This is a genomic window from Streptomyces sp. NPDC055239 (assembly GCF_053606205.1).
In genome coordinates this window covers 995,947-1,021,951 of record NZ_JBSGRD010000003.1, presented here as the reverse complement: position 1 = coordinate 1,021,951, position 26,005 = coordinate 995,947, and the positions used below count along the sequence as shown (strand labels likewise).

The following is a 26,005-nucleotide window of genomic DNA, read 5'->3' as shown; positions in this document are numbered from 1 at the left end:
TGAACCCGACACCACGGATCAGGGAAATCGATTCTGTGGATACTCGGAATCCACCACGTTTATGGTGGACGGATTGTCGTGCCACATACACAGGGAATCGTCATGAATCTGGCCCGCCTCGACCTCAATCTCGTCGTCGCGCTGCGCGCCCTGCTCGAAGAGCGCAACGTGACCCGTGCCGGGGAGCGGGTCGGGCTCAGCCAGCCCGCGATGAGCGCGGCACTGGCCCGGCTGCGCCGTCACTTCGACGACGAGCTGCTCGCCAGAAACGGCGGGCACTACTCACTCACCGCTCTCGGCCAGGTCCTCCTCGACCGCACCTCCACCGTCTACGACCTGCTCGACCGCCTCTTCAGCAGCCAGGCGACCTTCGATCCGGCCCATGAGCAGCGGGAGTTCAGGCTCCTCGCGTCGGACTACGCCGTTGCCGTCTTCGGCGCCGAACTCGCCCGCACGGTGCACGAGTCGGCGCCCGGAATCCGGCTGCGCTTCACCCAGACCCCGACCACCGTGGTCGACGACACCGGCGTGCTGCTCAGCGCCGCCGACGGACTGCTCATGCCGCACGGCGTCGTCAGCGACTTCCCCGCCACCGACCTCTACGAAGACCGATGGGTCTTCCTCGTCGCGGACGACCATCCCGACGTCGGCGATCGTCTCACCCGCGAGGACCTGGCCCGGCTGCCGTGGGTGACCTACCAGCGGACCTACGACGCCCCCGCCGTAAGGCAGTTGGGCATGCTCGGCATCGAGCCCCGCGTAGAGGTGTCCGTGGACAGCTTCCAGACGCTGCCGCTCCTGGTGGCCGGAACCCGGCGGATCGCCCTGGTCCAGGAGAGGCTCGCCCGGCTGCTCGCGCCGGTCGCCCCGGTCAGGGCCCTCGCGCCGCCCTATGAGGCCGTTCCGCTGCGGGAGGCCCTGTGGTGGCACCCGGTGCACACGCACGACGCGGCGCACATCTGGCTGCGGGAGACGGCCGCCGAGGTCGGCAGCCGGATCAGGGAGACGGCGGATTGAGGACGCGGCCCCGAGCCGGTGGCCGGCAGGTGCGCACCTTCGGTCGGCAGGAGCCGCATCACCGACGACACGGCTCCCGCCAGAGCCCTTCGTGGGTGGGAAGAATCCCGCATCTCACCTATGGAGGGCACTGCGCGAGGAAGCGACGAGGGGGAGCCTCGTTCCTCGCGTCCCGGGCGGCCGTCGCCGCCCAGTGCGCGGCGGCCGCCATCAACGAGCCGCTCCGATCGCACCACCACGACGTTACTCCCTCTTTGCTCTCGCGTCCGTACACATGTGCGGAGTTGGTTCGAACCGTTGCACCCTGTCGGTCCCTCACCGGCCGGGCAGCGCCTTCAGTTGGGCGGAGCGTGTGTCGGCGATGCGGGCGGCCAGGCGGCGGACCTCGCTGCTGCCCGCCGACCGCGCGGCGGAGCGGGAGACGCGCCGCGACTGGCTGAGGTGGTCGCGGAGCTCTTGGAGCACGAAGCGGTCGAAGGCGGCGCCGGTCAGCCGACGCCCCCGGGCGAGGTCGTTCTCGGTGACCATGCCGGGCATGTCGTGGCCCTGGTGCACATTGGTGTCGGGCAAGCCCATGCGGTGCAACAGAGCTTGGAGCAGGGCTAGTTCGGTGTCGTGTTCCTTGGTGAGTCCGGTCGCCCAAGACTTCAGATCCGGAGCTGGGGCGCGGGCGCCGTCCGTGGTGAGGTCGAGGAGCTTTTCGGCCTGCTCGTCCATCGGGATCACCAGCTGGATCCAGCCGCTGTCGGTGGCGGTCGCCCCGGGGAGGGAGGGGCCGGTGGAGGCGGAGGCGGAGGTAGAGGCAGAGGCGGGGGTGGTGGGGGTTGCCGGAGCGGTCGACGGTGTCGAGCAGCCGCCGAGCAGCAACGACGCGAACAGGAGCAGGGCGAGCGCGGGTGCCGGCTTCATGAGGGCTTCCGGTGGGCGGGCCCATGCCCGGCCGGAGGGGAGTCCGGCCGGGCATGGGACTTGATGGGGGGTGGGGGTAGGGGTGGCGATGAGGGACGCGACAGACAGGCGGTCAGGAGGGGTGGCCGTCCGCACCGCACTTGATGATGGGGTTGATGCAGTCACGCACCCGGCGTTCCATCTCCGCCTCGGGCCATACGTTGATGAAGTCGCCGTGCATCGTGTACCCCGCCCCGGATGCGAGCCGAAGGTTCGCCGGATCGCCGTTGACGGGATAGCGCAGGACCTGACGGAGCTTGGGCACAGGGACCGGGTGGGAAGCGGGGCAGGCTCCGTTCACCGGGTAGGACATGTGGCTCTTGTGGTCCGGGGAGTCGAGGTCCTTGCCGTTCCAGCACTGCGGGAAGTCGAGGTACGACTCCAGCATCGACCCGGCCGGGCAGTTGACGAAGTCGTGCGACGAGCCGACCTCGCCGTGGTGCAGGCAGGACCAGCGGGAGATGGTGTTGTCGTTCGGCCCGGTGGCCTTGGCGTTGCCGGCCACGATGCGCAGGCCGCGCGGTATGGGCTTGGTCTTGGCGATGATGTCGTCCCTGACCCCCTCGCCCAGGTAGTAGAAGGTGGTTCCGGTCGGTTCCACCGGGGTGTTGCCCTTGTACAGGGTCGGTACCCAGTAGGCGGAGAGGTCGGTGTCGGGGGAGCAGGTGCTCGCCGAGCCGTTCAGGCTGCCCAGGTCGGAGTGGGCGTCGGTCGAGGTGTTGCCGAAGAAGCTGTGCATGTGGGAGGCGCCGGGCAGTCCGGGGAAGATGATCGGGTCGTCCGGGGCGCGGTGGCTCGCGGGACACTCGGCCAGGAACTCGGCCACGCGCACGACGTCCGCCTTCGGCGGGGTTGCCGCCTGCGCGCCGCTCTCGGGGAGCGTGACGCCCAGTAACGGCAGCACCAGGGCCAACAGGGAGAGGGGCAGGGGCAGTCGGCGCCGCCGGTGACGGGGTGGTTCCGGCCTCGGGGGAGAGGGGTGTCCGGGCATGGAGGGCTCCAATCTGTTTGATGTGAAGGGGAAGTCAGCTTCGGGCTTCAGGTGCCGGGTGCCGGGTGTCGGGCTTCAGGTGTCGGGCGCCGGGTGGGCAGCAGAGAGCAGAGCGCCCCCGCTCCCCACCCGGCAGGGAAACTCACCCCTTCTGTTCCGCCCGCACCCAGTCGATCTCCGCTTTGACCCCGCCCGCCGCGACCTTGTCGACGCTGGACTGCGGCAGACCCCAGTACGGCTGGGTCACCTTGTTCCAGCCGGCCGGGTAGGCGCCGCCCAGGGCGAGGTTGAGGATCATGTACTGGTTGTGGTCGAAGACCCACTCGCCGCGCGTGGACTCCAACTTGTTGCGCGTCGTCTCCTGGACGACGCGGTCGTCGACGTAGAAGCGCATGGCCGTCGGAGTCCACTCCACCGCGTACGTGTGCCACTGGTCGGCCGTGCCGCCGTTCGGATAGGTCTGGCGGGCGCCGATGTTGCCGTCCGCCGAGTAGCCGGGGCCGTGCAGGGCGGAGCTCGTCCAGTCCGCGTAGCCGATGTTCTCCATGATGTCGGTCTCGCCGGAGGCGGGCCACGAGACGTTCGGGTCGTCGACGTCACTGCCCAGCATCCAGAAGGCGGGCCAGAATCCGTCGCCGACCGGCAGTTTCATGCGGGCGCTGACCTTGCCGTACGTGAAGTCGAACTTGGTGTTGGTGTCGATGCGGCCGGAGGTGAAGTCGTAAGTCCCGCCGCCCGCCGTGGTGCAGTTGTCGCAGTACTTGGCCTGTAGGACGAGATTGCCGTTCTCCGTGCGGATGTTGTCCGTGGAGTCGACGTACGCCTGCGACTCGCCGTTGACCGACCCCATCTCCTGCCCGGTCCTGACGACACGCCACTTCGAGCGGTCCAGGCTCCCCGTGGTGAAGTCGTCGAAGAACTTGGTCTTGTACGTCCCTGACTGCTCACCCGGAAGCGCCGGATACGCGGCCGAAGCGCTGCCGCCCGTGCCCCACACCTGGAACTCGTAGAGGGAGTAGCCGAATTGGGCTGTGGAGGGGGCCGGGTTGTAGAAGGACCTGCGTTCTTTGCCGAGCATCCGCACATAGCGGCCGGTCGCGGGCTGCGAGAGCTTCACACTGTCGTGCCGTCCCACCGCGTCGCCGGGAGACTTGACGTCCGCCCGGCGTGCGGCGACCTCCGCGGCCGAGGGCTTGTGCACCGTGCGCCAGGTCTGGTTGTCGTCGGAGACCTGGAGTTCGTAGTCGACCGCGTAGGCCGCCTCCCAGTACAGGTCCACGGTGTCGATCGTGGAACGCGCGCCCAGGTCGACCGAGATCCAGCGGTTGGCGTTCCAGTCGCTCGACCAGCGGGTCTGGTCGGCCTTGAGGTCGGCGGGCCAGCCGCCGTCGGTCACGAAGGCCGGTGAATTGCCCGCGTGCTGATAGCGGTTGGAGCGCGCGGGGTGGTTCAGGGCGAGGTTCGCGCGGGTCGTCGAGGCCGGGGCGGGTTCGCCGCCGTAGACCTTGAAGGCGTGCAGCGAGTACCCCCAGGGCGTGGCGCGTTCGACGCCCCGCATCCTGATGTAACGGCCCGTCACTTCCTGGGGATACGTGTGGGCGGTGACGGAGCCGCCCGTGCCCGCCGTCTCGGTGTAGAACGGGGTCCAGTCGGTGCCGTTCCTGGACACCTCCAGGACGTACTTCTTGCCGTAGGCGGCCTCCCAGTCCAGTACGACGCGATCGACGCGCAGGGCGGCGCCGAGGTCGACGCGTATCCACGCGTCGTCGGCGAACTGGCTTGACCAGCGGGTCGAGGCGTTGCCGTCGAAGGCGGCGCCGGGGCCGGGGGTGCCTGCTTCGTTGCCGGACGCGGTCGCGGCGGCCGGGTTCGCCGTGTACGCCTCGGCGGCGCGGTCGGTGTCCCAGGCCGCTGCGGCGACCGCGCCGGGAGGGTCGGCCGGCGCGGCGGACGCGAGGCCGGTCAGCAAGGTCAGGGCGCAGGCCGTCGCCAGCGCGAGGACGGGGGTGAGTCTGCGGCTGTGTCTCTTTCTTCGGGGGGTGCCGGAGCGCATGGTGCTCTCCTTGCGGGTGTGGGGACGGCTCGGGGCGGAGGGGAGCGGTCAGGGGAAGGAGACCACCGTGGACGGCACCGTGTCGGAGCCCGATGTGGGATTGCCGGTCGAGTTGATGACGTGCGCGTACTGACCCTTGCCGCCGAGCGAGACGACGAGCAGGTGGTGGAACTTCACGCCCGGCTTGTTCGGGGCCTGGAAGCCGTGCTCCTGCACGATGTTCGGAGCGACGTTGTAGAAGCAGTAGCTGCCGAGCCCCCATCCCTCGTGGGTGGTGACGGAGTCGGCGACCTTGTACGAGGCGAAGCCCCGGATGCTGCCGTTCTGGATGGCGGCCTGGTTGGGGGCGTCGTACGCCTTCTCGTTCTGGTAGAAGATCGTGCGCCCGCGCTCGCCGTTCCACTGCACGTCGTACTTGTTGAAGTGCTCCACGAACAGGCCGGTGGCGAGCACGTCGGCGCCGTTGACGACGACGCCGTAGTCGGCCCGGTTGGTCTCCCAGCCGACGCCGTCGCCGTGGTCGGCGCGCCAGACCCAGGTGTGGTCGACGATGGTGTGGCGGCTGTTGACCACCATGCTGGTGGTCGCCTTGCCCGCGCCCGCACCGCCGATGCGGATGAACACGTCCTGGACGGTGGTCGGGTTGCCGACGTGTGAGCCGTTCGCGCCCGCGGGGCCGACCTCGACGAGCGTCTTGGAGTTCTGCGGCCCGGCGTCGACCAGGAACCCGGCCAGGCGCACCCCGTCCACGTCGGCGGTCTTCACCGCGGTCACGCCGTTGTCCGGTATGAGGGTGGCGTAACCGATGCCGAGGACGACGGTGTTCGCCTTCTTGACCTCGATCGCCCGGTCGAGGTGGTAGATGCCGGGGGTGAGCAGGAGGTGGAGGCCCCGGTCGAGGGCGGCGTTGAGGGTCGCCGCACTGTCCCCCTCCTTGGCGACGTAGAAGGCGGAGAGGGAGAGGGACTGCCCCTGCGGGGTGCCGTGGCCCCAGCTGGTGCCGCGGGCGTTGGTGCGCAGGGCGGGCAGGAAGACCTTGTACTCGCCGCCGTCGAGGTAGAGGAAGGGCTTCTCGCGGGAGTACGGGGTGTTGTTCAGGGTGGTGTAGGGCGGGTTGGGGAAGGAGTCGCCGGGGGCGCCCTCCACTCCGGAGAAGACCATGTTCCACACCGCGTTCAGCCAGCCGCCGATCGAGCTGTCGCGGGTGTACCACTGCTGCTGGGAGTACGGCTGTACGGTGCCGTCGATCCGGCTGTCGGCGATGTAGCCGCCGCTGGCCCAGCCGTAGCCGTTGGGCGCGAGGTTCAGGTCGCCGCGCACGTGCATGCGGCGGAACGGGGCGGCCTGGGAGACCGCCCAGCGGTTGGCGCCGCTGACCGGGGAGAGGGAGAGGTTCTCCGCCGAACGCCAGAAGTTCTGTGTGGCGTTGCCGTTGAACCAGCCCGCGTCGACGGTGACGTCACCGTTGAAGTGCGTGTCGTCGGGGGACAGGCCGAGGCCCATGATCGAGGTGTAGAAGCCGATCTGGGCGTTGAGTCCGCCGTAGGTGCCGGGCTTGAACAGCAGGGCGTAGCGGGACTTGCCGAACTGCGCCGACTCCTGCTTCTTGAAGATCTCGTCCAGCTTCGCCTGGATGCCCCCGGTGGAGGGGTCGAAGACGATGACGTTCGGGCCGAAGTCGGGAGCGGCGGCGTTCGCGGGCTGAGGGCCGCGGGCGGCGGGGGCCTGCGCCGGGGGCGAGTCGGGAGCGGCGACCGCTTGGGAGGCGAGCAGACCGGTGGCCGGGACGGCCAGAGCGGCGGCCAGGGCGGTGCGGCGGGAGAGGGTGGACCTCGCGGCGGACGCAGGCAGGTGCTCAGACATGGCAAGTCCCTCTGGTTGCGGGTGATTGGTGCGCTGGAGTGCTGGTGGTGGGGGCGGCACCGCTCCGGAGTGTTGGGGGCAGAGCGGTGCCGCAGGTCTTCGATCTGAGTTCAGAACATGAACGGCGATCGCTGAGAGAGCGCTCTCTCGCGTTGGATAGTTGTGTCTGCGGCAAGGCGCGTCAAGGGGGTGCGCACGATGTCGTACGGACTCGGTGGAGAGAAGTCAACTAGGTGACCGTGTGGGCAAGTTGGCGTCAATCGCTCACGCGTGGGTGGTATGTCCCACCGCGCTGGACGGTGCGCGACGAGGCGGCGATCAGCCGGAGTTGATGCCCCATCAGGGGCGGAGTCCTGAATGACCGCCCACCTGATTGCTATAAAGACCCCGTGACTGCCGATGCCCTGCGCCCCGCCCGCCCGGTGACCCTGGAGGACGTGGCCCGGACTGCGGGGGTGTCGCGCGCCACCGTCTCCCGGGTCGTCAACGGCGCGCCCACCGTCGATCCGGTGCTGCGCCGCAAGGTGGAGGAGGCCGTCGAGGCCACCGGGTACGTACCGAACCAGGCCGCCCGCTCCCTGGTGACCCAACGGACCGACTCCATAGCCCTCGTGGTCTCCGAGCGGGAGCGACGGCCGGTCGCGGCTCCCTTCGTCGGCCGGATGTTCTCCGACCCCCACTTCGGCCGTGTGGTCGGCGGGCTGCTCGACGTCCTGCGCCCCGCAGGGGTCCAGATGGTCCTGATGCTGGTGGACGACGACACCTCGCGCCGGCAGTTCCTCTCGTATCTGCGGCAGGGCCACGTGGACGGCACGGTCCTCGTCTCCTCGCACGCCTCCGATCCGCTGCCCCGGCTGCTGGCGGAGACCGGCCTGCCCGCCGTGCTCGCCGGGCGCCCCGCCGAGACGGTTCCGCTGCCGTACGTGGAGGTGGACCAACGGGCCGGGGCGCGGATGGCCGTCGACCGGCTGGTCCGCGGAGGCCGCCGCCGGATCGGCACCATCGCCGGGCCGCAGGACATGCCCGCCGCTCAGGAACGCCTGGAGGGTTTCCGTGACGCGCTGGCCGCGCACGGCGTCACCGGCGCACCCTGGGCGGAGGCGGACTTCACGCGGGTGGGCGGCGCCGATGCGATGCGGCGGATCCTGGCCGAACACCCGGACCTTGACGGGGTGTTCGTCGCCTCGGACCTGATGGCGCAGGGTGCGCTGCAGACCCTTCTGCGGGCGGGCAGACGGCTGCCGCAGGACGTGGCAGTGGTCGGCTTCGACGACAGCGAGGCCGCCGGGGCCTGCGAGCCCGCGTTGACCACGGTCCGGCAGCCGGTGGAGGAGATGGCCGCCGAGATGGCCCGGCTGCTCCTTGGGCGGATCAAGCAGCCGGGCGACTCGCCGCCGTCGAGGGTGTTCCGCCCGACGCTGGTGGAGCGGGCGTCGGCATGACCCGGACCGTGCCCCTCGTGCGTCCGCGCCCATGACACCGCGTCCGGAGCCGCCTCCTCCGGGGGGCCCACGCTCAAGACAGCAACGTCACCAGCGTCACCGTGGTCCCGGTCTCGCTGACCGCGACCTCGAAGTGGTCCGTGAGGGCCTGGGCCAGCCACAGGCCCCGGCCGTCCTCGGCGTCGTCACCCTCGGGAAGCGTGGCCGATTCGCACGGCCTCGGCCGGACGAGTCCCGGCCCGCTGTCCGTGATGACGCACCGCAACCCGTTTCCCGTATAGGCGAGTTGGATGCGGCCCTTGCCGCCGCCGTGCACGACGGCGTTGCTCGCGACCTCGTGCACGGCAAGCACGAAGTCGCTGAGGCGGGGATCGCGGAGGCCCACGTCCTCGGCGCGGCGGGTGATCAGGAAACGTAGACGCGCCAAGTCGGCCATGGTGAAGGGGAGATCGAGGAGTGTTCTGCCGGGCGCGGGGAGGAGAGTGTCGTTTATGTGTTTCTTCCGGTGGAGGGCCGGGTCGCCGCCGTTGTCGTCGTTGCCGATGCCGCGGTTGAGAACCACTGCGCGGATCACCTTTCGCCCAGGACGAGTTGAGGCACTTCGGCGGCTCCGCAGAGCCGTATCGCTTTGTCCTGCACGGGTCGGCAGCGGATCGAGAGGAGGTGGCCGCGGGGGAGTCCGCTCGCGAGCCGCACCAGTGTCGACGCGCCGCGCATGTCCATGAAGCACAGCTCGGACAGGTCGAGCACGCGGGGGCGGTCGGGACCGGCCAAGGCGTGCGTCAGCGCCGCGTCGAACTCTTCGTGTGTCGCGAGGTCGACGTCTCCGGCGATCCGCAGTTCGGTGCCGGTACGGGTGATGTCCAGAGCACCGAGGCGCCCCAGGACCCGTTTGGGGTGCGCGAGGTGGATCCGGCCCAGGAGGCCGTCGCCGAACTTGCGCCGGTCGTACTCGCAGACCGCGGTGAACCCGATCTTGGTGAAGAGCGGCGAGAGCTCGGTCTCGTAGGCGACCAGGAGATCCTGGTCGACGCCCGGCTCGGCGGCCCAGCCCATGTCGCCGACCACCCGGATGCCGGAGAAGCCGTCGAGGCGGGCCCTGTCGGTCAACTCCACCCAGGTCTGCGCTCGTTCGGACGGGTCGAAGCCGGTGGCCGGGTCGTATCCGGGGACTTCGTTGACCACGACAAGGCGTCCGTCCATGAGTGCGGGGCCCAGCGGGAAGCCGCAGGCGCTCAACTGCTCGGCCGCTACGGCGGGAGTGGTCGCCCGATCGGTGAAGAGCAGCACTTTCTCGCCGCGCGAGAGACCGATCTCGGCGTACGCGGCACGGACTTCCCAACGGGATTCGTCGTCGTCGAATCCGAGGCAGGCGTGATCCCCGGAGTTCATACGGGTGACGGAGACCGTCCTGGTCACAGAACTGGCATCCATGGGGCAGACCCTAGGGTCCGCGCGAGGAGTCACGGCGTCCGTGATCACTGTTGACTGAAGTCGTTCCTATCACTCGACAACTCGATAATTCGTTGCGGGGCGCGATCGTCGAAGGCGATGATCCGCGCATGGTTCCGACACCTTCCGACGGCCGCGCCGGAATCGACGCAGCTCTGGTGAAACGACTCGTGGCCGCGCAGTTTCCGCACTGGCGCGACCTGCCCGTCAGACCGGTGGACGTGGACGGCTGGGACAACCGGACCTACCGTCTCGGGGATGCCCTGACGGCCCGGCTGCCCACAGCCCCCGGCTATGTCCCCGCGGTCGCCAAGGAGAACGAGTGGCTGCCCCGCCTTGCGCCGTCCCTGCCGTTCGCCGTTCCGCCGATTCTGGGCCAGGGCGCCCCGGGCGAGGGCTACCCCTTCCCGTGGTCGGTCCGCGGCTGGCTCGACGGTGAGACGGCGGCCCCTGAACGCATCGACGACATGCGGCAGTTCGCGCTCTCCGTGGCGGAGTTCATCATCGCCCTCCAGCGCTGCGACGCCACCGGGGGGCCGCTCGCCGGTGAGCACAGCTGGTACCGAGGGGCGTCTCTGGCGTACTACGACGAGGAGACCCGGCGCTGCCTGGCCGCCCTTGAGGGGCGCGTCGACACGGGCAGGGCCGCGGCGGTCTGGGAAGCCGCCCTGGGCGCGCAGTGGCACGGGGTGCCCGTGTGGTTCCACGGCGACATCGCCCCCGGCAACCTCCTGGTCGCCGACGGCAAGCTGACCGCCGTCATCGACTTCGGCACATCGGGCGTCGGCGACCCGGCCTGCGATCTGGTGATCGGGTGGGGGATGTTCTCGGGCGAGAGCCGGGAGGCGTTCCGGAGCGCGGTCGGCCAGGACGAAGGCACGTGGGCACGGGCCCGCGGCTGGCTCCTGTGGAAGTGCCTGCTGACCCTGACCGGGCACATCGACACCGACCCGGAGCGGGCGGCCTTCGACCGGCGCGTTATCGCCGATGTCCTGGCCGACCACGAGCTCTTCGGCTGACGCCGGATTCGGAGGAGGGAGGGGGAGCGGCCGACGCGCCTACGTGGGTACGACCGTCGTCTCCGTCGCCTTCACGCTGGTCCACACCGGCGACCCGTCGGCGAGGCCGAGTTCGGCGGCGGCCTGCGGGGTGATCTCGGCCACGAGGTCCGGGGCCTGAGGTGAGGTGATCAGGAGGCGGAGGCGGCTGCCGCTGGTGGTGATCTCGCGGATGGTGCCCGGCCAGACGTTGCGGGGGCTGCCGGTGGGCTTGTCCCGGTGTACGGAGACGGCCTCCGGGGCGATGATCGCCAGGGCCTCGGTGCCCGGCGGGAGCGGGTCGGCGATCACGAGGGTTCCCCCGCCGGGAAGGGCGAGGCCCTCGGGTCCCGCGGTGCCGGGCCACGCGTTGCGGCCCAGCATCCTTGCCACCCACGGAGAACGCGGATGCCGTGTCACCTCGGCGGGCGCCTCGTCCTGGAGGGCGAGCCCCTGGTCCAGTACGAGAACCCGGTCGGCGAGCGACACGGCCTCGACGGGGTCGTGCGTGACGATCAGGCAGACACCGCCGAAGGTGTCGAGGTGCGTGCGCAGGGTGTGGCGTACGTGGGCCCGCGTCGTCTGGTCGAGGGCGGCCAGCGGCTCGTCCAGGAGGAGCAGCCGGGGACGTGCCGCCAACGCCCTTGCCAGCGCGACCCGTTGGGCCTGCCCGCCGGAGACCTGGGCCGGCCTGCGGTGCGCGAGGTGGCCGACGCCGAGCCGGTCGAGCCACTCCTGGGCACGGCGCCGGGCCTCGGCGCGCGGGACGCCGAGGGCGCGCGGTCCGTACGCCGTGTTGGCGAGGGCGTTCATGTGCGGGAACAGGGCGCCGTCCTGCGGGACCCAGGCGACGTGGCGGCGGTGCGGCGGCAGGCCGGTGACGTCGGTGTCGCCGAGACGCAGTTCGGCGTGGGCGCGCGGGGTGAGGCCGAGGAGCGCGCGCAGCAGCGTGGTCTTGCCCGCGCCGTTGGGTCCTACGACGGCGATGGTGGTGCCCGGTTCGGCGTCCAGGGTGAGCTGGTTGAAGCCGGTGACCTCCGCGTGCAGGGGCCAGCGCTCCCGGGGCGGCGGGGTGGGGCCGGGTGACGCGGATTCGGTCGCGGCGGATTCGGGCGAGGTGGGCTCGGGGAGTGTCGAGGCGGGTTCGGGGAGTACGGGGGCGGCAACGTCGTCCGGCACCCCACTGGACCGCTTGCCTCGCCGGTTGCCCGGAGTGCTCATCCAGCGCCCGCGCAGCGCCACGAGAACCGCCATGGCGATGGCCAGCAGCAGCAGCGACACGGACGTCGCGGCCTCGGGAGAGCTCTGGAGGAGCAGATACACCTGGAGGGGCAGGGTCTGGGTGGTGCCGGGGAGATTGCCGGCGAAGGTGATGGTCGCGCCGAACTCGCCCAGGGCCCGTGCCCAGGTCAGGGCCGCTCCGGCGATGAGCCCGGGAGCGACCATGGGCAGCGTGACCGTACAGAACACCCGTACCGGCGAGGCCCCCAGGGACGCCGCGGTCTCCTCGTAACGGGGGCGGAGTCCGCCGAGCGCGCCTTCCAGACTGATGACGAGGAACGGCATCGCGACGAAGGTCGCCGCGATCACCGCGCCGGACGTGTGGAACGGCAGGGTGATCCCGAACGTGTCCTCGAGCCATGGGCCGAGCAGTCCGCGCCGCCCGAAGGCGAGAAGCAGGGCGACGCCGCCCACGGTGGGCGGAAGGACCATCGGCAGCAGGACAAGGGAACGTACGACCGCCTTGCCGGGAAAGTCGACACGGGCGAGCAGCCAGGCCAGCGGCACCCCGAGCAGCAGGGAGAGGCCAAGCGCCCAGAAGGAGACGATGAGGGACAGCTTCAGCGCCTGCGTGGTTCCTTCGCTGGCCAGATGGGTGCCGAGCTCGCCCCATTCGGTACGGACGAGGATTCCGAGCAGCGGCAGCATCAGGAACGCGATGGCGAGCAGCGCGGGGATCGCGAGGGCGATCGGGGTGCGGGGGCCAGGGGTGCGGCCGCGCAGGCGTTTCATCGTGGTACCTGTGGTCCCTGGGGTGAGCTCGGGGCGGTGTCGCGAGGTGAGGGGGCGTCAGGGGCGTGCCGGGGGACGGCCCGGCTCGTCCCGACCGGGGAGGCGGTCGGCCCCCTCACCTCGGCTCGGTGCGGTCACATCCTGCCGGGACGGCACGGTACTCCCGGCAAGGACGCGGCCACGGTTCTCGCGAGGCGACGGTGATGGTGACGGCTACGGCTTCTCGAAGCCCGCGTCCTGAAGGATCTTCTGCGCGGCGGGCGTGGACAGCCACTTCACGAACGCCGCCGAGGCCTCCGCGTGCTTCGACGACTTCAGCGTGGCCGCGGGGTACTCGGCGATCGCGTTCTCGCTGTCGGGGATCTTGATCGCGTCGACCTTCTCGGTGGCGGTGGCTGCGTCGGTCTTGTAGACGAGCCCGGCGTCCGCCTCGCCGAGTTCGACCTTGCTCAGGACCGCGCGGACGTTGGGCTCCTGCGAGACCGGCTTCACGTCGATCTTCTGCTCGTCCAGGATCTGCTTGCTGTAGCGGCCGACCGGTACCTCGGGCGCGGCGAGGACGACCTTCAGCTTGCTGTCGGAGAGGTCCTTCAGCTCGGCGACCTTCTTCGGGTTGCCCTCGCCGACCGCGATGACCAGGCGGTTCTTGGCGATGACGGAGGGCGTCCCGGTGTCGGACTTCAGGCCGTCCATGGTCTTGGTGTCGGCGGTGACCAGGGCGTCGGCCGGCGAGCCCTGGTTGACCTGGGCGGCCAGTTCCTGGGAACCGGCGAAGGAGAAGTTGACCTTCGTTCCCGGGTTCTCCTTTTCGTACGCGGCACCGGCGGTCGCGAAGACGTCGGTGAGCGAGGCGGCGGCGAGCACCGTCAGGTCGGCCTTCGGGGCGGCGCTGCCCGAGGACTTCGTACCGCTGTCGCTGCCGCTGTCCTTCTTGTCGTCGTTGCCGCAGGCGGCGAGCGGGACGAGCAGGGCGGCCGTCAGCACGGCGGCGGCAGTGCGGCGACGGGCGGGGGTGAGAGCGAGGGACATCAGCGTGGAACTCCTTGGAGGCGAGGCCGGCGGCGCGATCCGGCCCGTGGTTGCGGACCCTGGGGTGCGGACCAGGGGTCAGGTGCGGTCGATGTGCACGCTGGTGGACTTCACGCGGGCGGTTGCCTGCATGCCGACCTCCAGGCCCAGCTCCTCCACGGCCTCCCGGGTCAGGAGCGAGACGAGCCGGTGCGGCCCCGCCTGGATCTCGACCTGGGCCGCGACGTCGCCGAGCTTCACGGCGGTGACGATGCCGGGAAAGGCGTTGCGGGCGGAGGTGTAGGGGACGTCGTCATCGCCGTTGCCCCCTTGTCCCTGCCCCTGCGCGACCTCGACGGAGAACGCGGCGAGAGCGCGGCCGTCGATGAGCCGACGGCCGCCCTCGTCGCGGTGGGTCGTGACCCGTCCGGCGTCCGCCCAGCGACGAGCGGTATCGGGGCTGACGCCGAGCAGACGCGCTGCCTGTCCGATCGTGTAGGACTGCATGCGCGACACGATAAGCCGCCTGACCTGGCATCTACAACATGTATGGGCGATTGTCCATGGCAGATGCCACCCTCCTTGGAGGAAGTGTCAAGGGGTGTCGACGCTATGTGGGGACACGGTCTTCCTCACCTGCGGCACCTGCTCCGACTTGACCTGCGGCACCTGCTTCAACGTGATGCCGAAGTGCGTGGCGTACGCGTCCAGCACATCGGCGTCCGTGGCCAGCTCGACGGTGCGGCGCTCACCGGCCGTCGTCGTGGTCAGGGTGCGGCCGCTGAGGGTGATCCGGCCGGTCCCGGTGAGCAGCGAGCAGACCAGTGACTGCGTGAAGTGGGACTTGGGCGAGGTGCGGTGCCACCAGGCCCCGGACGTGAAGTCCGCCAGCGCGCGCGGGCGTTGATCGACCACGTACTGCGCCTTGCCGTCCCTGCTGACGTCCAGATCGCCTTCGGGGGTCGCGGTGATACGGAAGGTGCCGCCGGGATCCGACTGGTCGCCGCGCTCGCCGAAGGCCAGCGGGAAGTGGCTGTGGGTGCCGAAGCCGACGTCCGCGAGCCGGTCGCCGCCGTCACGGGTGCGAACGCGCAACGCCAGGTGGTCGTACGGGATCCCGGGGTGCCCGGTGGCGTCGTACACCCGGGCCTGCAACAGGGTGACCTCGAAGCCGAGAGCGGTGAGAAGTGCGGCGAAGGCGCCGTTGAGTTCGTAGCAGAAGCCGCCACGGCGGGCACCGACGACCTTCGCGACCAGAGAGTCATCGGTGAGTTCGATGTCCTCGTCGAGGTGGATGGAGAGGTTCTCGAAGGGGACGGCGCGCAGGTGCGCGAGGTGCAGATCGCGCAGGGCCCGCGTGGTGGGAGCGGCGGGGCGCTCGGCGCCGATGCGGTGCAGGTAGGTATCCGTCTGGTCAGCATCCATGGGCAGATTCTTGCGCGATCCGGAGGTCCGCACCTCGCTCGGGACTCTATATACTTAGGTTAGGCTAAGCTAAGTCGATATTGTCGTGTGTGTTGGACGTCGTGTGCCGGACGCTGTGTGCTGGACGTCGTGTGCTGGACCAGGAAGGCGGGGAACGATGCGGGTCCTCTTCGTGTGTGGATGAGTGTGACTGTGGGGACTGCGGGGATTGCTGGGGCTGCGGGGGTTGCCGGGGCCTCGGGGGCCGCCACGGAAACCGCCGGGGTGCTCGTGGCCGACGCGGTGCCCCGTCGGCCGACGGGCGTCGGGCCCTGTATAGAGCGCGTCGCCACCCGCCTCGCCGGTGCCTCGGGCGCCTCCGAAGCCGAACGGGCCGCCATACTGGAGGATTTCTGGGCGGATGCCGCGCGCCGCGGCACCCCCCTGATCGAGGCCGTCGACGGCGACCCCGACCACTGTGCCGTGACGTTCCTGTGGCGCGGCCACCGCGCCACCCGGCAGGTACTGCTGCTCGCCGAGGGCATCGCGGACCGCGCCGATCTCGCCGCGTCCCTGCTGAGCCCGCTGCCCGGCACGGACATCTGGCACCTCAGTTACCGGCTGCGCGCCGACCACCGCGCCTCGTACCGCATGGCCGCCGACATCTCGCCCGGCGAACCACCCGCCTCCGCCGCACTCCTCCAGCGGCGCCTGCTCTCCCTGTCCGCGCACGCCGCGCCCGATCCACTCAACACCCGCCGTATGAAAGGTCGTTGGCCGGACCGTGACACCTCCGTCTTCGAGCTTCCGCAGGCGCCCGCGCGGCCGTGGAGCGAGTCGACGGCCGGGGTGTCAGGGGTTTCTGGGGTGTCAGGGGTGTCCCGGGGGAGGGTCGAGCGGCACCGGCTGCCCGCAGGGGTGCTCGGCGCCGAGCGGGACGTGTGGGCGTACCTCCCGCCGGGCGGCAAGGCGGCGCCCGAACCGCAGGCGCCCGGACTGCCGGTGCTCGTGCTGTGCGACGGCGACATGTGGTTCGGGCGGCTCGCCTTCCAGGACGCGCTGGACGCCCTCATCGCCGACGGCGCCCTGCCGCCGCTCGCCGTCCTCGCGCCTGACGCCGTCGACAGAGACACGCGCCGCCGGGAACTTGACGCGTACGACAGCCATGTGAGTTTCCTCGCCGACGAACTGCTGCCGTGGGCGGCGGGCCGCTGGCCCCTCACCACCGACCCCGCGCGCACGCTCGTCGCGGGCCAGGGCCTCGGCGGGCTGACCTCCCTGTACGCCGGTTTCCTGCGGCCGGAACGGTTCGGCAACGTCCTGTCCCAGTCCGCGCCCGTCTCCCGCATCGGCGGTGCTGCGTCCCGGCCCATCGCCGTGCGCCTCGACGTCGGACTGCGGGAGGGCGAAATTCTTGATCACCATCGGGATCTGTACGAGGTCCTGCGTTCGAGCGACTGTCCGGTGACCCTGCGGGTGTACAACGGCGGCCATGACTGGGCCTGTTGGCGCTACTGTCTGACCGAAGGGCTTGTGGGACTTCTGGGACACTGACCCGTCGGCCCTGGCACACTGGTTCGCTCGCCCCGTGTCGCTGTTGGGCCGAACGGGTGAGGTCGCGTAAGAATGAGCCAGTGCAGATATCGAGTGCGAGCCAGGACGGGGTGGATCGTTGAACAGCCACGACGTCACAGATGAACAGTGGGAAGGGCTCGCCCAGGTCGTACCGCTGCGCAGCCGCAACGAATGGCCGTCCTGGCCCGGTCACCGTGCGCTGCCCGACGCGGAGACCGAGGCGCGGCGGCGTTTTGTGGTGATGCGGGTGAACATCTTCGCGGACGCCCGCGAGGTCGCCGAGACCGTGATGGCGCAGATTCCCGTGCTGCTCGACCTGACCGGGGCCGAGACGGACGTCGCCAAGCGCGTCCTGGACTTCAGCAGCGGCGTGGTCCTCGGCCTCGGCTGCGGGATGCATCGCGTCGACAAGAACGTCTTCCTGCTCGCGCCGCCCGGCACCGAGGTGCAGGGGCTTGTCGCGGCGGCGCAGTCGTAGCGACACGGTAGGCGTGGGGCCGGGCGCGTAGCCGCTCGTGGGCGGAGCCGGAGCCGCTCCGCCGGGAATCCCTCATTCGTAGGAAGGTCACTCGGACGGAACGGTTCACCAGTTCCGCCGCCACCTACCGTCCGGTCATGACAGTGCACCTCCCGGAGCCGGTCGCCGAACCGCCGTCGGGTCCGGACCGGAGCCGCGTCACCGAACTGCGGCTCTCGGCTTTCGCCTCGCACCGGGGCGCCGTGTTCCCGCTCGGTCCACTGACCTTCGTCACCGGGCCGAGCGGGAGCGGCAAGTCCACCGCGCTCGCCGCGTACGAGGCGCTGGCGCGGCTCGGTGCGGGCGAGGAACTCCCCGATGTCTTCGCCGATCCCGTGGCATGCGTGCCCGATGGCGCACGGGGCGACGGGCAGCAGCGGCGCGGTTTCCGTATCGGCTGCACGATCGACGGTCCCGTCGGAGCGGTGCGCCTTGACATCGCGGTACAGGCCGAGCCCGAACTGCGCGTCGTGGGTGAGCGGCTGACCCGGGGTGGGCTCACCCTGCTCGAGACGGCCCTGCGCGATCCGGGGCGGCGTGCGGTGCAGGCGGCCTGGCACACGGCGGGCATGACGCCGGTGACGCGCGGTCCGCTGCCGGACGACCGGCTCGGCACGGCGCTGCTCCCGCTGCGGGTCGCGGGCAAGACCGAGGGGCAGCGCCTGGTGCTCGCGGCGGCCGAGCAGGTGGTGGTCGCGCTGCGCTCGGTGTATCCGTGTACTCCCCGACCCGGACTCATGCGGCTGCCCGTGCCTCCTGGCCTGACCGGTGCGGGCCGCCTGTTGAGCGGCTGCGACAACCTTGCCGAGGTCCTTCTCCGTACGAAGGAGGAGTGCGGAAGCCGTCATGCGCGGCTGGTGGCGGCGGTGCGGGCGGGGTGCGCGGGGCCGGTCGCCGATGTGTTCGCGGAGGTGGCCGACGACGGGTCGGTCCACGCGCTGATCGACCGGGGCGCGGGGATCAGGTCACCTGTCGGACGGCTCGGGGACGGCGAGTTGCGGTATCTGGCGCTGGCCCTGGTGCTGCTCACCGGACCCGGGGTCCTTGAGGTGGACCCGGTGGCCGAGGTGCCGGCGGCGTACCAGAACCTCACCGTGCTCGCCGACGGCCTCGACCACTTCCTGGACCTGCGGCAGAAGCGCGCACTCGCCGAACTGGCCGCGCGTACCTGCGAGCGGGGGCACATCCGTCTTGTCGGGACGGTGAGTGACGCGTCGTGGGCCGCTGAGGTGGGCGGGGCAGCGGTGGTAGACCTGGAGCCGTGACTGAACTGACTGAACTTGATGTAGCGGGACTGCAGCGCCGACTGGCCGACTTCGCGGCGAAGCGGAACTGGGAGCAGTACCACACGCCCAAGAATCTGGCCGCCGCGCTCAGTGTGGAGGCGTCCGAACTGGTCGAGATCTTCCAGTGGTTGACGCCCGACGAGTCGGCAAGGGTGATGGACGACCCGGAATCGGCGCACCGGGTGGCGGACGAGGTCGCCGACGTACTCGCCTATTTGTTGCAGTTCTGCGAGGTCCTTGGCGTCGACGCGCTGGCGGCGCTCGCCGCGAAGATCGACCGGAACGAGCAGCGCTTCCCGGCGACATGAGTTCCCTGACCCGCTGTTCGCGGCCCAATTTTCCATAGATCCGTCACTCTGCGGAGTGGACAGATGGTCCACAGTCGATAACTTGTCCACAGATTTCCAGGTTGCTCTAGCTTTTCGTCCCGTTGGCACTCACTCTGGGTAGTGGGCAGGGCGGCTGTGGCGAGCGTGCGGCGGGTGCGCGCGGGATGGGTGGGGGTGCGCATGGAGGCGATGCGGCTCATCGAGGCGAGCAGACATGCTCTGGCGCGGAGTCAGGAACCGTCGGACATCGTCGCGGAGGTGTGGCAGTCCCAGGCCCTCGCGCAGGCGATCGGCAACCGGCTGGCGATGACCGGGCCACAGGAGTTGCGGGGCGAGGCGCTCGACCTGAGCGAAGTCGGTGGCAGAGGCTGCGGGGTTCTCGACGCCCAGGGCCTGGGGAAGGAGAGCATCCGCGCGGCGCGTCTGACGAGCATCGACCAGGTGTACGAGGTGCTGCGGGGACTCGACGAACTGCTCGGCGAGGTGGGTATAGCGCTCGTCGGCGTGGCCATGGGCGCGGAGGACGAGGGGCTGTACTGGCAGTGCATGGAAGCGATCGACGCCGCCGACGAGTCCAGGGACCGGGTGCTCGAGATGCTGCGCAGTCTCGCGGTGCGCGAACAGATGCTGCCCGAACCCGACTCGGCGGCGGGGTCGTCGTGAGTGCCGGGGGAGTGCCGGCGCCTTCAGAAGCGGGTGCGCTCGTCGCCGACGGGGGGACGAGGGACAGGGGGCGCGGTGTCGTCGGCGGACGGTGCGGACTGCTGCAGCTCCGCGTCGAGCTGCGTCAGATCCGCGTTGAGCGCGGCCATCAGCTCCTCCATCTGCTGGAGCAGACCCTTGGCCGGGCCCTTCGATGGGCCCTTGGCGGGGCCCTGCTCGGGCACGGACGGTTCGCGCGCGGCCTCCTGCTCGGGTACGGCTTCCTGGGACATGACGGCCTCCTCGGCCCTCGCCCTCCGGATGGAGGAGGGCTGCTGATGCAAGCGACGCACCAGCAGCGGCCACCGGCGCGGGTGCCGGGCGGTCCGGCTCCGCCCGAGCCAACGATCACCCGCGGTGGCGGGTCACTGGGACGGAGCCGCACCGGATGCCGGGTTGACGGAATTTCACCCGACCGGGGCCCGATCACCTCGCCGTCAGGGCAGTTGCCGTCAGGTCAGCTGCGGCATGACCTCCGAGGAGATCAGCTCCAGGTGGTCGAGGTCGTCCAGGTCGAGCATCTGGAGATACATGCGCTGCGAGCCGACGGCCTGGTAGGCGGCGATCCTCTCGACGACCTCGGCAGGGGATCCGGCGAGCCCGTTCGCCTTCAGATCCTCCACCTCACGCCCGATCGCGTCGGCGCGGCGCTTCACCTCGGCGTCCGTCTTGCCGACGCAGGCCACAAGGGCGTTGGAGTAGGTGAGGTCATCGGCGGTGCGGCCGTGCTCTTCGGCGGCGGCGCGCACGCGCTTGAACTGCTGCTCGGTATCGGAAAGAGAGGCAAAGGGAATGTTGAACTCGCTCGCGTAGCGGGCCGCGAGGGCGGGCGTCCGCTTGGCGCCGTGTCCGCCGATGAGGACGGGCACCTTGGACTGCGCGGGCTTGGGAAGGGCGGGGGAATCGGAGAGCTGGTAGTAGGTGCCGTCGAAGGTGAAGCGCTCGCCGACAGGGGTCTCCCACAGGCCGGTGACGATGGCGAGCTGCTCCTCCAGGCGCCCGAACTTCTCCTTCGGGAAGGGAATTCCGTACGCGGAGTGCTCCGCCTCGTACCACCCCGAGCCGAGACCGAGCTCGATGCGGCCGCCCGACATCTGGTCGACCTGCGCGACCTGGATCGCGAGAACGCCCGGCAGCCGGAACGTACCCGCGGTCATCAGGGTGCCGAGCCGGATCCGCTGGGTCTCACGGGCAAGGCCGGCGAGGGTGACCCAGGCGTCCGTGGGGCCGGGAAGGCCGTCGGAGGAGCCCATCACGAGGTAGTGGTCGGAGCGGAAGAAGGCGCTGTAGCCGAGGTCCTCGGTGGCCTTGGCGACGCGGAGGAGCGTCTCGTAGGTCGCACCCTGCTGCGGTTCGGTGAAGATTCGAAGGTCCATACGGCTATCTTGCCCGGATGCCGGATCCAGTTTCAGCCCCGCACGGGTCGTGTTGCCGGGGTTAGGCTTCGGAACTGGCTGTCCGGGCAAGGGGCCCGGAGATGGTGTGTTGGGGTTGAGATGGTCGCTGGCAGAGTTGTCCGGTTCGACGGCGCGCGGGGTTACGGGTTCATCGCCCCGGAGCACGGTGGGGAAGACGTTTTCCTGCACGCCAATGATCTGCTGATTCCGGAGCCCTTGGTGTACACGGGGGCGCAGGTCGAGTTCGAGATCGAGGAGGGCGAGCGCGGGCCCAAGGCGTCGTCCGTCCGCCTTCCCAAGGGGGCGCAGGCACCGACGGGACCGCCGTTCGCGGGCCGGGCCCAGGTGCCGCCGTCGATTCAGGCGTCCGCCCCGGGGTTCGACGACGGTGAGGAGCCCACCTGCGATGTGCTCAGCGTCGCGGAGTACTCGTTCGAGGTGACCGAGCTGCTGCTCGGCACGGCGCCGTGGATGACCGGCGAACAGATCAAGCAGCTCCGCGAACAGCTGGTGCAGCACGGCAAGAGCCACGGCTGGGTGGAGGGCTGAACAGAGAGTTGAACAGAGGGCTGAGTGGAGGGCCGCACGGTGAGCCGAGCACGCGGTGACGCCGTGAGCGGGCCGGGTTCCGAGGGGAGCGCGGGGGAGCGAAAACCCCTGAGTGTGGCGCAGGTGTTCGCTGTACGGTCTAGAGGCGCGCTGGAGCCGCAACCGTAAGTTTCCGCAGTTCAGATTGCGTTTCGAGGCAAACCCGTGTTCCTGACGATCAGTACCTCCGGTAGCCCTGAGAACCCTGCGACCGACCTCGGGTTCTTGCTGCACAAGCATCCCGACAAGGCGCAGGCGTTCTCCACTTCCTACGGCACGGCGCACGTCCTCTACCCAGAGGCGTCCGTGGAGCGTTGCACCGCCGCGCTGCTGCTCGAGGTGGACCCCGTCGCGCTGGTGCGACGGGGGAGGGGCAAGGGGAAGGGCGGTGCGCCCGACGCGGCGCTCGCCCAGTACGTGAACGACCGGCCCTACGCCGCTTCGTCGCTGCTCGCCGTGGCGCTGAGCGCGGTGTTCTCCAGCGCGATGCGCGGGGTGTGCAACGCGCGGCCCGAGCGGGCGGGGCAGCCGCTGCCGCTGCGGATCGAGGTGCCCGCACTGCCCGCGCGCGGCGGTGCCGAGCTGGTGCACAAGCTGTTCGAGCCGCTGGGCTGGACGGTCACGGTGACGCGGATCCCGCTGGACGTGCAGTTCCCGCAGTGGGGCGAATCGCGGTACGTGCACCTCGTACTCGAAGTGCCGGACGGGAAATTGACCCTGGGCGAGGCGCTTCGGCACCTCTATGTCCTGCTCCCCGTCCTCGACGACGCCAAGCACTACTGGGTCTCGCCGGACGAGGTCGACAAGCTGCTTCGCGCCGGTGAGGGCTGGCTTGCGGAGCACCCGGAGCAGAAAGTCATCACCAGCCGCTATCTCGCGCGGCGCCGGTCGCTGACCCAGGAGGCCATGCAGCGGCTCGAACTGGTGCGGCTCGCCGACGCGGACGACACGGACGTCGACGACCTCGACAACGCGGTCGACGAAGAGAGCGACACAGACGAAGAGAGCGGCACAGAGGATCGGCCCGTGCCGCTCGCCGCGTTGCGGCGCGAGGCGATTGTCGCGGCGCTGACCGGCTCCGGCGCCGGGCGCGTGCTCGATCTCGGATGCGGTCAGGGCCAGTTGGTGCAGGCACTGCTCGAGGACACGCGGTTCACCGAGATCGCCGGTGTCGATGTGTCGATGCGGGCCCTGACCATCGCCTCGCGGCGGCTGAATCTCGACCGCATGGGCGAGCGGCAGGCCGCGCGCGTCAAGCTCTTCCAGGGCTCGCTCGCGTACACCGACAAGCGGCTCAAGGGGTACGACGCCGCCGTGCTCAGCGAGGTCATCGAGCACCTCGACGTGGAGCGGCTGCCCGCCCTGGAGTACGCGGTGTTCGGCTCCGCACGGCCGCGCACCGTGCTCGTGACGACCCCGAACGTCGAGTACAACGTCCGCTGGGAGACGCTCCCGGCCGGGCACGTCCGGCACGGCGACCACCGGTTCGAGTGGACGCGCGAGGAGTTTCGCGGCTGGGCCCGCCAGGTGGCCGAACGGCACGGCTACGAAGTGGACTTCGTGCCCGTCGGCGACGACGACCCCGAGGTGGGGCCCCCGACCCAGATGGCCGTGTTCACGCAGACGGACAAGACAAGTAAGTCAGACAAGGCAGGCAAGGCAGACAAGAACAGCAACGCCGACAAGGACGCGAAGGAGGTGCAGGCGGCATGACGAATGAATCCAGCACCAGTTCCAACACCAGTTCCAGCCCGGGTTCCGGTTCCACCCCCAGTTCCAGTACCGAAGCCACTCACGCGGGACGCGTGCTGCCCGTCACCGACCTCTCCCTCGTCGTCCTCGTCGGCGCCACCGGCTCCGGAAAGTCCACCTTCGGCCGCAAGCACTTCAAGCCCACCGAGGTCATCTCCAGCGACTTCTGCCGTGGCCTCGTGGCGGACGACGAGAACGACCAGGGCGCGAGCGGCGACGCCTTCGACGTGCTGCACTACATCGCGGGCAAGCGCCTCGCCGCGGGCCGCCGCACCGTCATCGACGCCACGAACGTACAGAGCGAGAGCCGCAAGCAGCTGATCGCGCTGGCCAGGGAGCACGACGTCCTGCCCATCGCCATCGTCCTCGACGTGCCCGAGGAGGTCTGCGCCGCCCGCAACGCCGAGCGCGACGACCGGGCCGGCATGCCGCGCCGCGTCATCCAGCGCCACCAGAGCGAACTGCGCCGCTCCCTCAAGCACCTGGAGCGCGAGGGGTTCAGAAAGGTCCACGTCCTCAGAGGCGTGGACGAGGTCGACGGCGCCACCATCGTCACCGAGAAGCGCTACAACGACCTCTCCCACCTCACAGGCCCCTTCGACATCATCGGCGACATCCACGGCTGCGCTTCCGAGCTGGAGACCCTGCTCGGCAAGCTCGGTTACGTCGACGGCACACACCCCGAAGGGCGTACGGCCGTCTTCGTGGGCGACCTCGTCGACCGAGGCCCGGACTCCCCGGGCGTGCTGCGCCGCGTGATGTCGATGGTCGGCGACGGCAACGCCCTGTGCGTACCGGGCAACCACGAGAACAAGCTCGGCCGTCATCTCAAGGGCCGCAAGGTCCAGCTCACCCACGGACTCGCCGAGACCGTCGAGCAGCTGGAGGCGGCGAGCGAGGAATTCACCCGAAGCGTGCGGGAGTTCGTGGACGGACTCGTCTCGCACTACGTCCTCGACGGCGGCAGGCTCGTCGTCTGCCACGCGGGTCTTCCCGAGAAGTACCACGGGCGTACGTCGGGCCGGGTGCGCTCGCACGCGCTCTACGGCGACACGACCGGCGAGACCGACGAGTTCGGCCTGCCCGTGCGCTATCCATGGGCGGAGGACTACCGAGGCAGCGCCGCCGTCGTCTACGGCCACACCCCCGTGCCCACCGCGACCTGGCTGAACAACACCATCTGCCTGGACACCGGGGCCGTGTTCGGCGGCAAGCTCAGCGCGCTGCGCTGGCCGGAGCGCGAACTCGTCGACGTACCGGCGGAGCAGGTCTGGTACGAGCCCGCCAGGCCGCTCGACACCCAGGCACCGGGCGGTCACGACGGTCGGCCGCTCGACCTGAACGACGTGCACGGCCGCCGCGCCGTGGAGACCGGCCATGCGGGCCGCGTCGCCGTGCGCGAGGAGAACGCGGCGGCGGCCCTGGAAGTCATGAGCCGTTTCGCCGTCGATCCGCGGCTCCTTCCGTATCTCCCGCCGACGATGGCCCCCACCGCGACATCGCAGCGCGAGGGGTATCTGGAACACCCCGCCGAGGCCTTCGCGTCGTACGCCAAGGACGGGGTCGCCCGGGTCGTGTGCGAGGAGAAGCACATGGGTTCGCGCGCCGTGGCACTGGTGTGCCGCGACGCGGACGTGGCCCGTGAGCGCTTCGGCGTGGACGGGCCGACCGGCTCGCTCTGCACCCGCACGGGCCGCCCCTTCTTCGACGATCACGAGATCACCGAAGAGATACTCGGCCGCGTGCGCACCGCCGTCACCGAAGCGGGCCTGTGGCCGGAGCTCGCTGGGTCCGACAGTGCCTCCGGCACGTGCGACTGGCTGCTGCTCGACGCGGAGTTGATGCCCTGGTCGCTGAAGGCGTCCGGACTGCTCCGCACGCAGTACGCAGCCGTGGGCGCCGCCTCCGGGGCCGTCTTCCCCGGCGCGATCGCCGCCCTGGAAGCCGCGACGGCACGCGGCGTGAACGCCGGGGAACTCCTGGCCAAGCAGCGCGAACGGGCCGTGGACGCCGCCGCGTTCACGGACGCCTACCGCCGCTACTGCTGGCCGACCGAAGGCCTTGAGGGCGTGCGCCTCGCGCCGTTCCAGATCCTGGCCGTCCAGGGCCGCAGCCTCGCCGCGCTCCCGCACGACGAACAGCTCGCCCTGATCGACCGCATGGTGGAGCACGACGGCACCGGCCTCCTGCAGACCACCCGGCGGCTCTACGTCGACACCGCCGACGAGGCGTCGGTCCAGTCAGGCGTCGACTGGTGGCTGGAGATGACCAACCGCGGCGGCGAGGGCATGGTCGTCAAGCCGGTCGAGGCGCTGGTCCGCGACGGGAAGGGCAGGATCGTGCAGCCGGGCATCAAGTGCCGGGGACGCGAGTACCTCCGGATCATCTACGGCCCGGAGTACACCCGCCCCGACCACCTCGACAAGCTGCGCGGCCGCTTCCTCGGCCACAAGCGCTCGCTCGCGATCCGTGAGTACGCGCTCGGGCTCGAGGCCCTGGACCGCCTCGCGGCGGGCGAGCCGCTGTGGCGGGTGCACGAGGCGGTGTTCGCGGTCCTGGCCCTGGAGTCGGAGCCGGTGGACCCGCGGCTCTAGCGGACAGCGGACGTCCTTTCGCCAACAGCGGGCGTCG

At 70.3% G+C, this 26,005-nt stretch carries 23 protein-coding genes; 11 read left to right on the top strand and 12 right to left on the bottom strand.

The window, feature by feature from the left end:
• Positions 1 to 102: 102 nt before the first annotated feature.
• A complete protein-coding gene (locus ACWFRJ_RS15260; RefSeq protein WP_453529480.1) occupies positions 103 to 1,017 on the top strand; it encodes a LysR family transcriptional regulator in 915 nt (304 codons plus the stop codon).
• A gap of 315 nt (positions 1,018 to 1,332) precedes the next feature.
• Here the strand turns inward: ACWFRJ_RS15260 and ACWFRJ_RS15255 are convergent, their stop codons facing one another.
• The 4 genes from ACWFRJ_RS15255 to ACWFRJ_RS15240 all read right to left on the bottom strand — a co-directional run bounded on the left by ACWFRJ_RS15255 (position 1,333) and on the right by ACWFRJ_RS15240 (position 6,872).
• Positions 1,333 to 1,926, bottom strand: coding sequence for a DUF305 domain-containing protein (locus ACWFRJ_RS15255; protein WP_453529477.1), 594 nt, complete (start codon positions 1,924 to 1,926; stop codon positions 1,333 to 1,335).
• 112 nt (positions 1,927 to 2,038) lie between these two features.
• Entirely contained in the window at positions 2,039 to 2,956 is a 918-nt protein-coding gene (locus tag ACWFRJ_RS15250; protein ID WP_453529474.1) for a DUF1996 domain-containing protein, read from the bottom strand.
• 142 nt (positions 2,957 to 3,098) lie between these two features.
• A complete protein-coding gene (locus tag ACWFRJ_RS15245) occupies positions 3,099 to 5,009 on the bottom strand; it encodes a discoidin domain-containing protein (RefSeq protein WP_453529469.1) in 1,911 nt (636 codons plus the stop codon).
• 48 nt (positions 5,010 to 5,057) lie between these two features.
• A complete protein-coding gene (locus ACWFRJ_RS15240) occupies positions 5,058 to 6,872 on the bottom strand; it encodes a coagulation factor 5/8 type domain-containing protein (RefSeq protein WP_453529466.1) in 1,815 nt (604 codons plus the stop codon).
• 389 nt (positions 6,873 to 7,261) lie between these two features.
• Here ACWFRJ_RS15240 and ACWFRJ_RS15235 point away from each other — a divergent pair, with 389 nt between their 5' ends.
• A complete protein-coding gene (locus tag ACWFRJ_RS15235; protein ID WP_453529463.1) occupies positions 7,262 to 8,314 on the top strand; it encodes a LacI family DNA-binding transcriptional regulator in 1,053 nt (350 codons plus the stop codon).
• Between the two features lie 73 nt (positions 8,315 to 8,387).
• Here ACWFRJ_RS15235 and ACWFRJ_RS15230 read toward each other — a convergent pair whose 3' ends face one another.
• Both ACWFRJ_RS15230 and ACWFRJ_RS15225 read right to left on the bottom strand, forming a co-directional pair.
• Positions 8,388 to 8,876 carry an ATP-binding protein gene (locus ACWFRJ_RS15230; protein ID WP_453529456.1) on the bottom strand — a complete coding sequence of 163 codons (489 nt, stop codon included), beginning with the start codon at positions 8,874 to 8,876 and terminating at the stop codon, positions 8,388 to 8,390.
• An 8-nt stretch (positions 8,877 to 8,884) separates the two neighbouring features.
• Positions 8,885 to 9,748, bottom strand: a complete 864-nt coding sequence (locus ACWFRJ_RS15225) for an MEDS domain-containing protein (protein ID WP_453529453.1) — start codon at positions 9,746 to 9,748, stop codon at positions 8,885 to 8,887.
• A 128-nt stretch (positions 9,749 to 9,876) separates the two neighbouring features.
• Here ACWFRJ_RS15225 and ACWFRJ_RS15220 point away from each other — a divergent pair, with 128 nt between their 5' ends.
• Positions 9,877 to 10,785, top strand: coding sequence for an aminoglycoside phosphotransferase family protein (locus ACWFRJ_RS15220; RefSeq protein WP_453529450.1), 909 nt, complete (start codon positions 9,877 to 9,879; stop codon positions 10,783 to 10,785).
• Between the two features lie 39 nt (positions 10,786 to 10,824).
• Here the strand turns inward: ACWFRJ_RS15220 and ACWFRJ_RS15215 are convergent, their stop codons facing one another.
• The 4 genes from ACWFRJ_RS15215 to ACWFRJ_RS15200 all read right to left on the bottom strand — a co-directional run bounded on the left by ACWFRJ_RS15215 (position 10,825) and on the right by ACWFRJ_RS15200 (position 15,249).
• The gene (locus tag ACWFRJ_RS15215; RefSeq protein WP_453529447.1) at positions 10,825 to 12,816 is read right to left on the bottom strand and encodes an ABC transporter permease; all 1,992 of its coding nucleotides are present in this window, start codon (positions 12,814 to 12,816) and stop codon (positions 10,825 to 10,827) included.
• 213 nt (positions 12,817 to 13,029) lie between these two features.
• The gene (modA, locus tag ACWFRJ_RS15210; protein ID WP_453529445.1) at positions 13,030 to 13,845 is read right to left on the bottom strand and encodes a molybdate ABC transporter substrate-binding protein; all 816 of its coding nucleotides are present in this window, start codon (positions 13,843 to 13,845) and stop codon (positions 13,030 to 13,032) included.
• 78 nt (positions 13,846 to 13,923) lie between these two features.
• A complete protein-coding gene (locus ACWFRJ_RS15205) occupies positions 13,924 to 14,331 on the bottom strand; it encodes a TOBE domain-containing protein (RefSeq protein WP_453529442.1) in 408 nt (135 codons plus the stop codon).
• An 87-nt stretch (positions 14,332 to 14,418) separates the two neighbouring features.
• The gene (locus ACWFRJ_RS15200) at positions 14,419 to 15,249 is read right to left on the bottom strand and encodes an arylamine N-acetyltransferase family protein (protein WP_453529439.1); all 831 of its coding nucleotides are present in this window, start codon (positions 15,247 to 15,249) and stop codon (positions 14,419 to 14,421) included.
• Positions 15,250 to 15,513: 264 nt separating this feature from the next.
• Between ACWFRJ_RS15200 and ACWFRJ_RS15195 the strand changes: the two genes are divergently transcribed.
• From ACWFRJ_RS15195 to ACWFRJ_RS15175, 5 genes are all read left to right on the top strand, one after another.
• Positions 15,514 to 16,782, top strand: coding sequence for an enterochelin esterase domain-containing protein (locus ACWFRJ_RS15195; RefSeq protein WP_453529436.1), 1,269 nt, complete (start codon positions 15,514 to 15,516; stop codon positions 16,780 to 16,782).
• A 118-nt stretch (positions 16,783 to 16,900) separates the two neighbouring features.
• Positions 16,901 to 17,281, top strand: a complete 381-nt coding sequence (locus ACWFRJ_RS15190) for a cell division protein SepF (RefSeq protein ID WP_389901427.1) — start codon at positions 16,901 to 16,903, stop codon at positions 17,279 to 17,281.
• 137 nt (positions 17,282 to 17,418) lie between these two features.
• Positions 17,419 to 18,585 (top strand): AAA family ATPase, encoded by a 1,167-nt coding sequence (locus tag ACWFRJ_RS15185; RefSeq protein WP_453529432.1) that lies wholly within the window; start codon positions 17,419 to 17,421, stop codon positions 18,583 to 18,585.
• Between the two features lie 5 nt (positions 18,586 to 18,590).
• Positions 18,591 to 18,914, top strand: a complete 324-nt coding sequence (locus tag ACWFRJ_RS15180) for a nucleotide pyrophosphohydrolase (RefSeq protein ID WP_453529714.1) — start codon at positions 18,591 to 18,593, stop codon at positions 18,912 to 18,914.
• Between the two features lie 201 nt (positions 18,915 to 19,115).
• On the top strand, positions 19,116 to 19,598 hold the full coding sequence (locus ACWFRJ_RS15175; RefSeq protein ID WP_453529711.1) for a DUF6099 family protein: 483 nt from the start codon (positions 19,116 to 19,118) through the stop codon (positions 19,596 to 19,598).
• 23 nt (positions 19,599 to 19,621) lie between these two features.
• On the opposite strand, the gene ACWFRJ_RS15170 is transcribed toward ACWFRJ_RS15175, so the two are convergent.
• Positions 19,622 to 19,870, bottom strand: a complete 249-nt coding sequence (locus tag ACWFRJ_RS15170; protein WP_453529429.1) for a hypothetical protein — start codon at positions 19,868 to 19,870, stop codon at positions 19,622 to 19,624.
• Positions 19,871 to 20,089: 219 nt separating this feature from the next.
• Positions 20,090 to 21,013: an LLM class F420-dependent oxidoreductase gene (locus ACWFRJ_RS15165; RefSeq protein WP_389901420.1), complete on the bottom strand. Its 924-nt coding sequence runs from the start codon at positions 21,011 to 21,013 to the stop codon at positions 20,090 to 20,092.
• 120 nt (positions 21,014 to 21,133) lie between these two features.
• Between ACWFRJ_RS15165 and ACWFRJ_RS15160 the strand changes: the two genes are divergently transcribed.
• From ACWFRJ_RS15160 to ACWFRJ_RS15150, 3 genes are all read left to right on the top strand, one after another.
• Positions 21,134 to 21,583: a cold-shock protein gene (locus tag ACWFRJ_RS15160; RefSeq protein ID WP_453529425.1), complete on the top strand. Its 450-nt coding sequence runs from the start codon at positions 21,134 to 21,136 to the stop codon at positions 21,581 to 21,583.
• Between the two features lie 204 nt (positions 21,584 to 21,787).
• Complete coding sequence (locus tag ACWFRJ_RS15155; RefSeq protein WP_453529422.1) at positions 21,788 to 23,335, top strand: 3' terminal RNA ribose 2'-O-methyltransferase Hen1; 1,548 nt, start codon at positions 21,788 to 21,790, stop codon at positions 23,333 to 23,335.
• On the top strand, positions 23,332 to 25,968 hold the full coding sequence (locus ACWFRJ_RS15150) for a polynucleotide kinase-phosphatase (protein ID WP_453529419.1): 2,637 nt from the start codon (positions 23,332 to 23,334) through the stop codon (positions 25,966 to 25,968). The genes ACWFRJ_RS15155 and ACWFRJ_RS15150 overlap by 4 nt, the downstream gene beginning before the upstream one ends.
• The last annotated feature ends 37 nt before the right edge of the window (positions 25,969 to 26,005 follow it).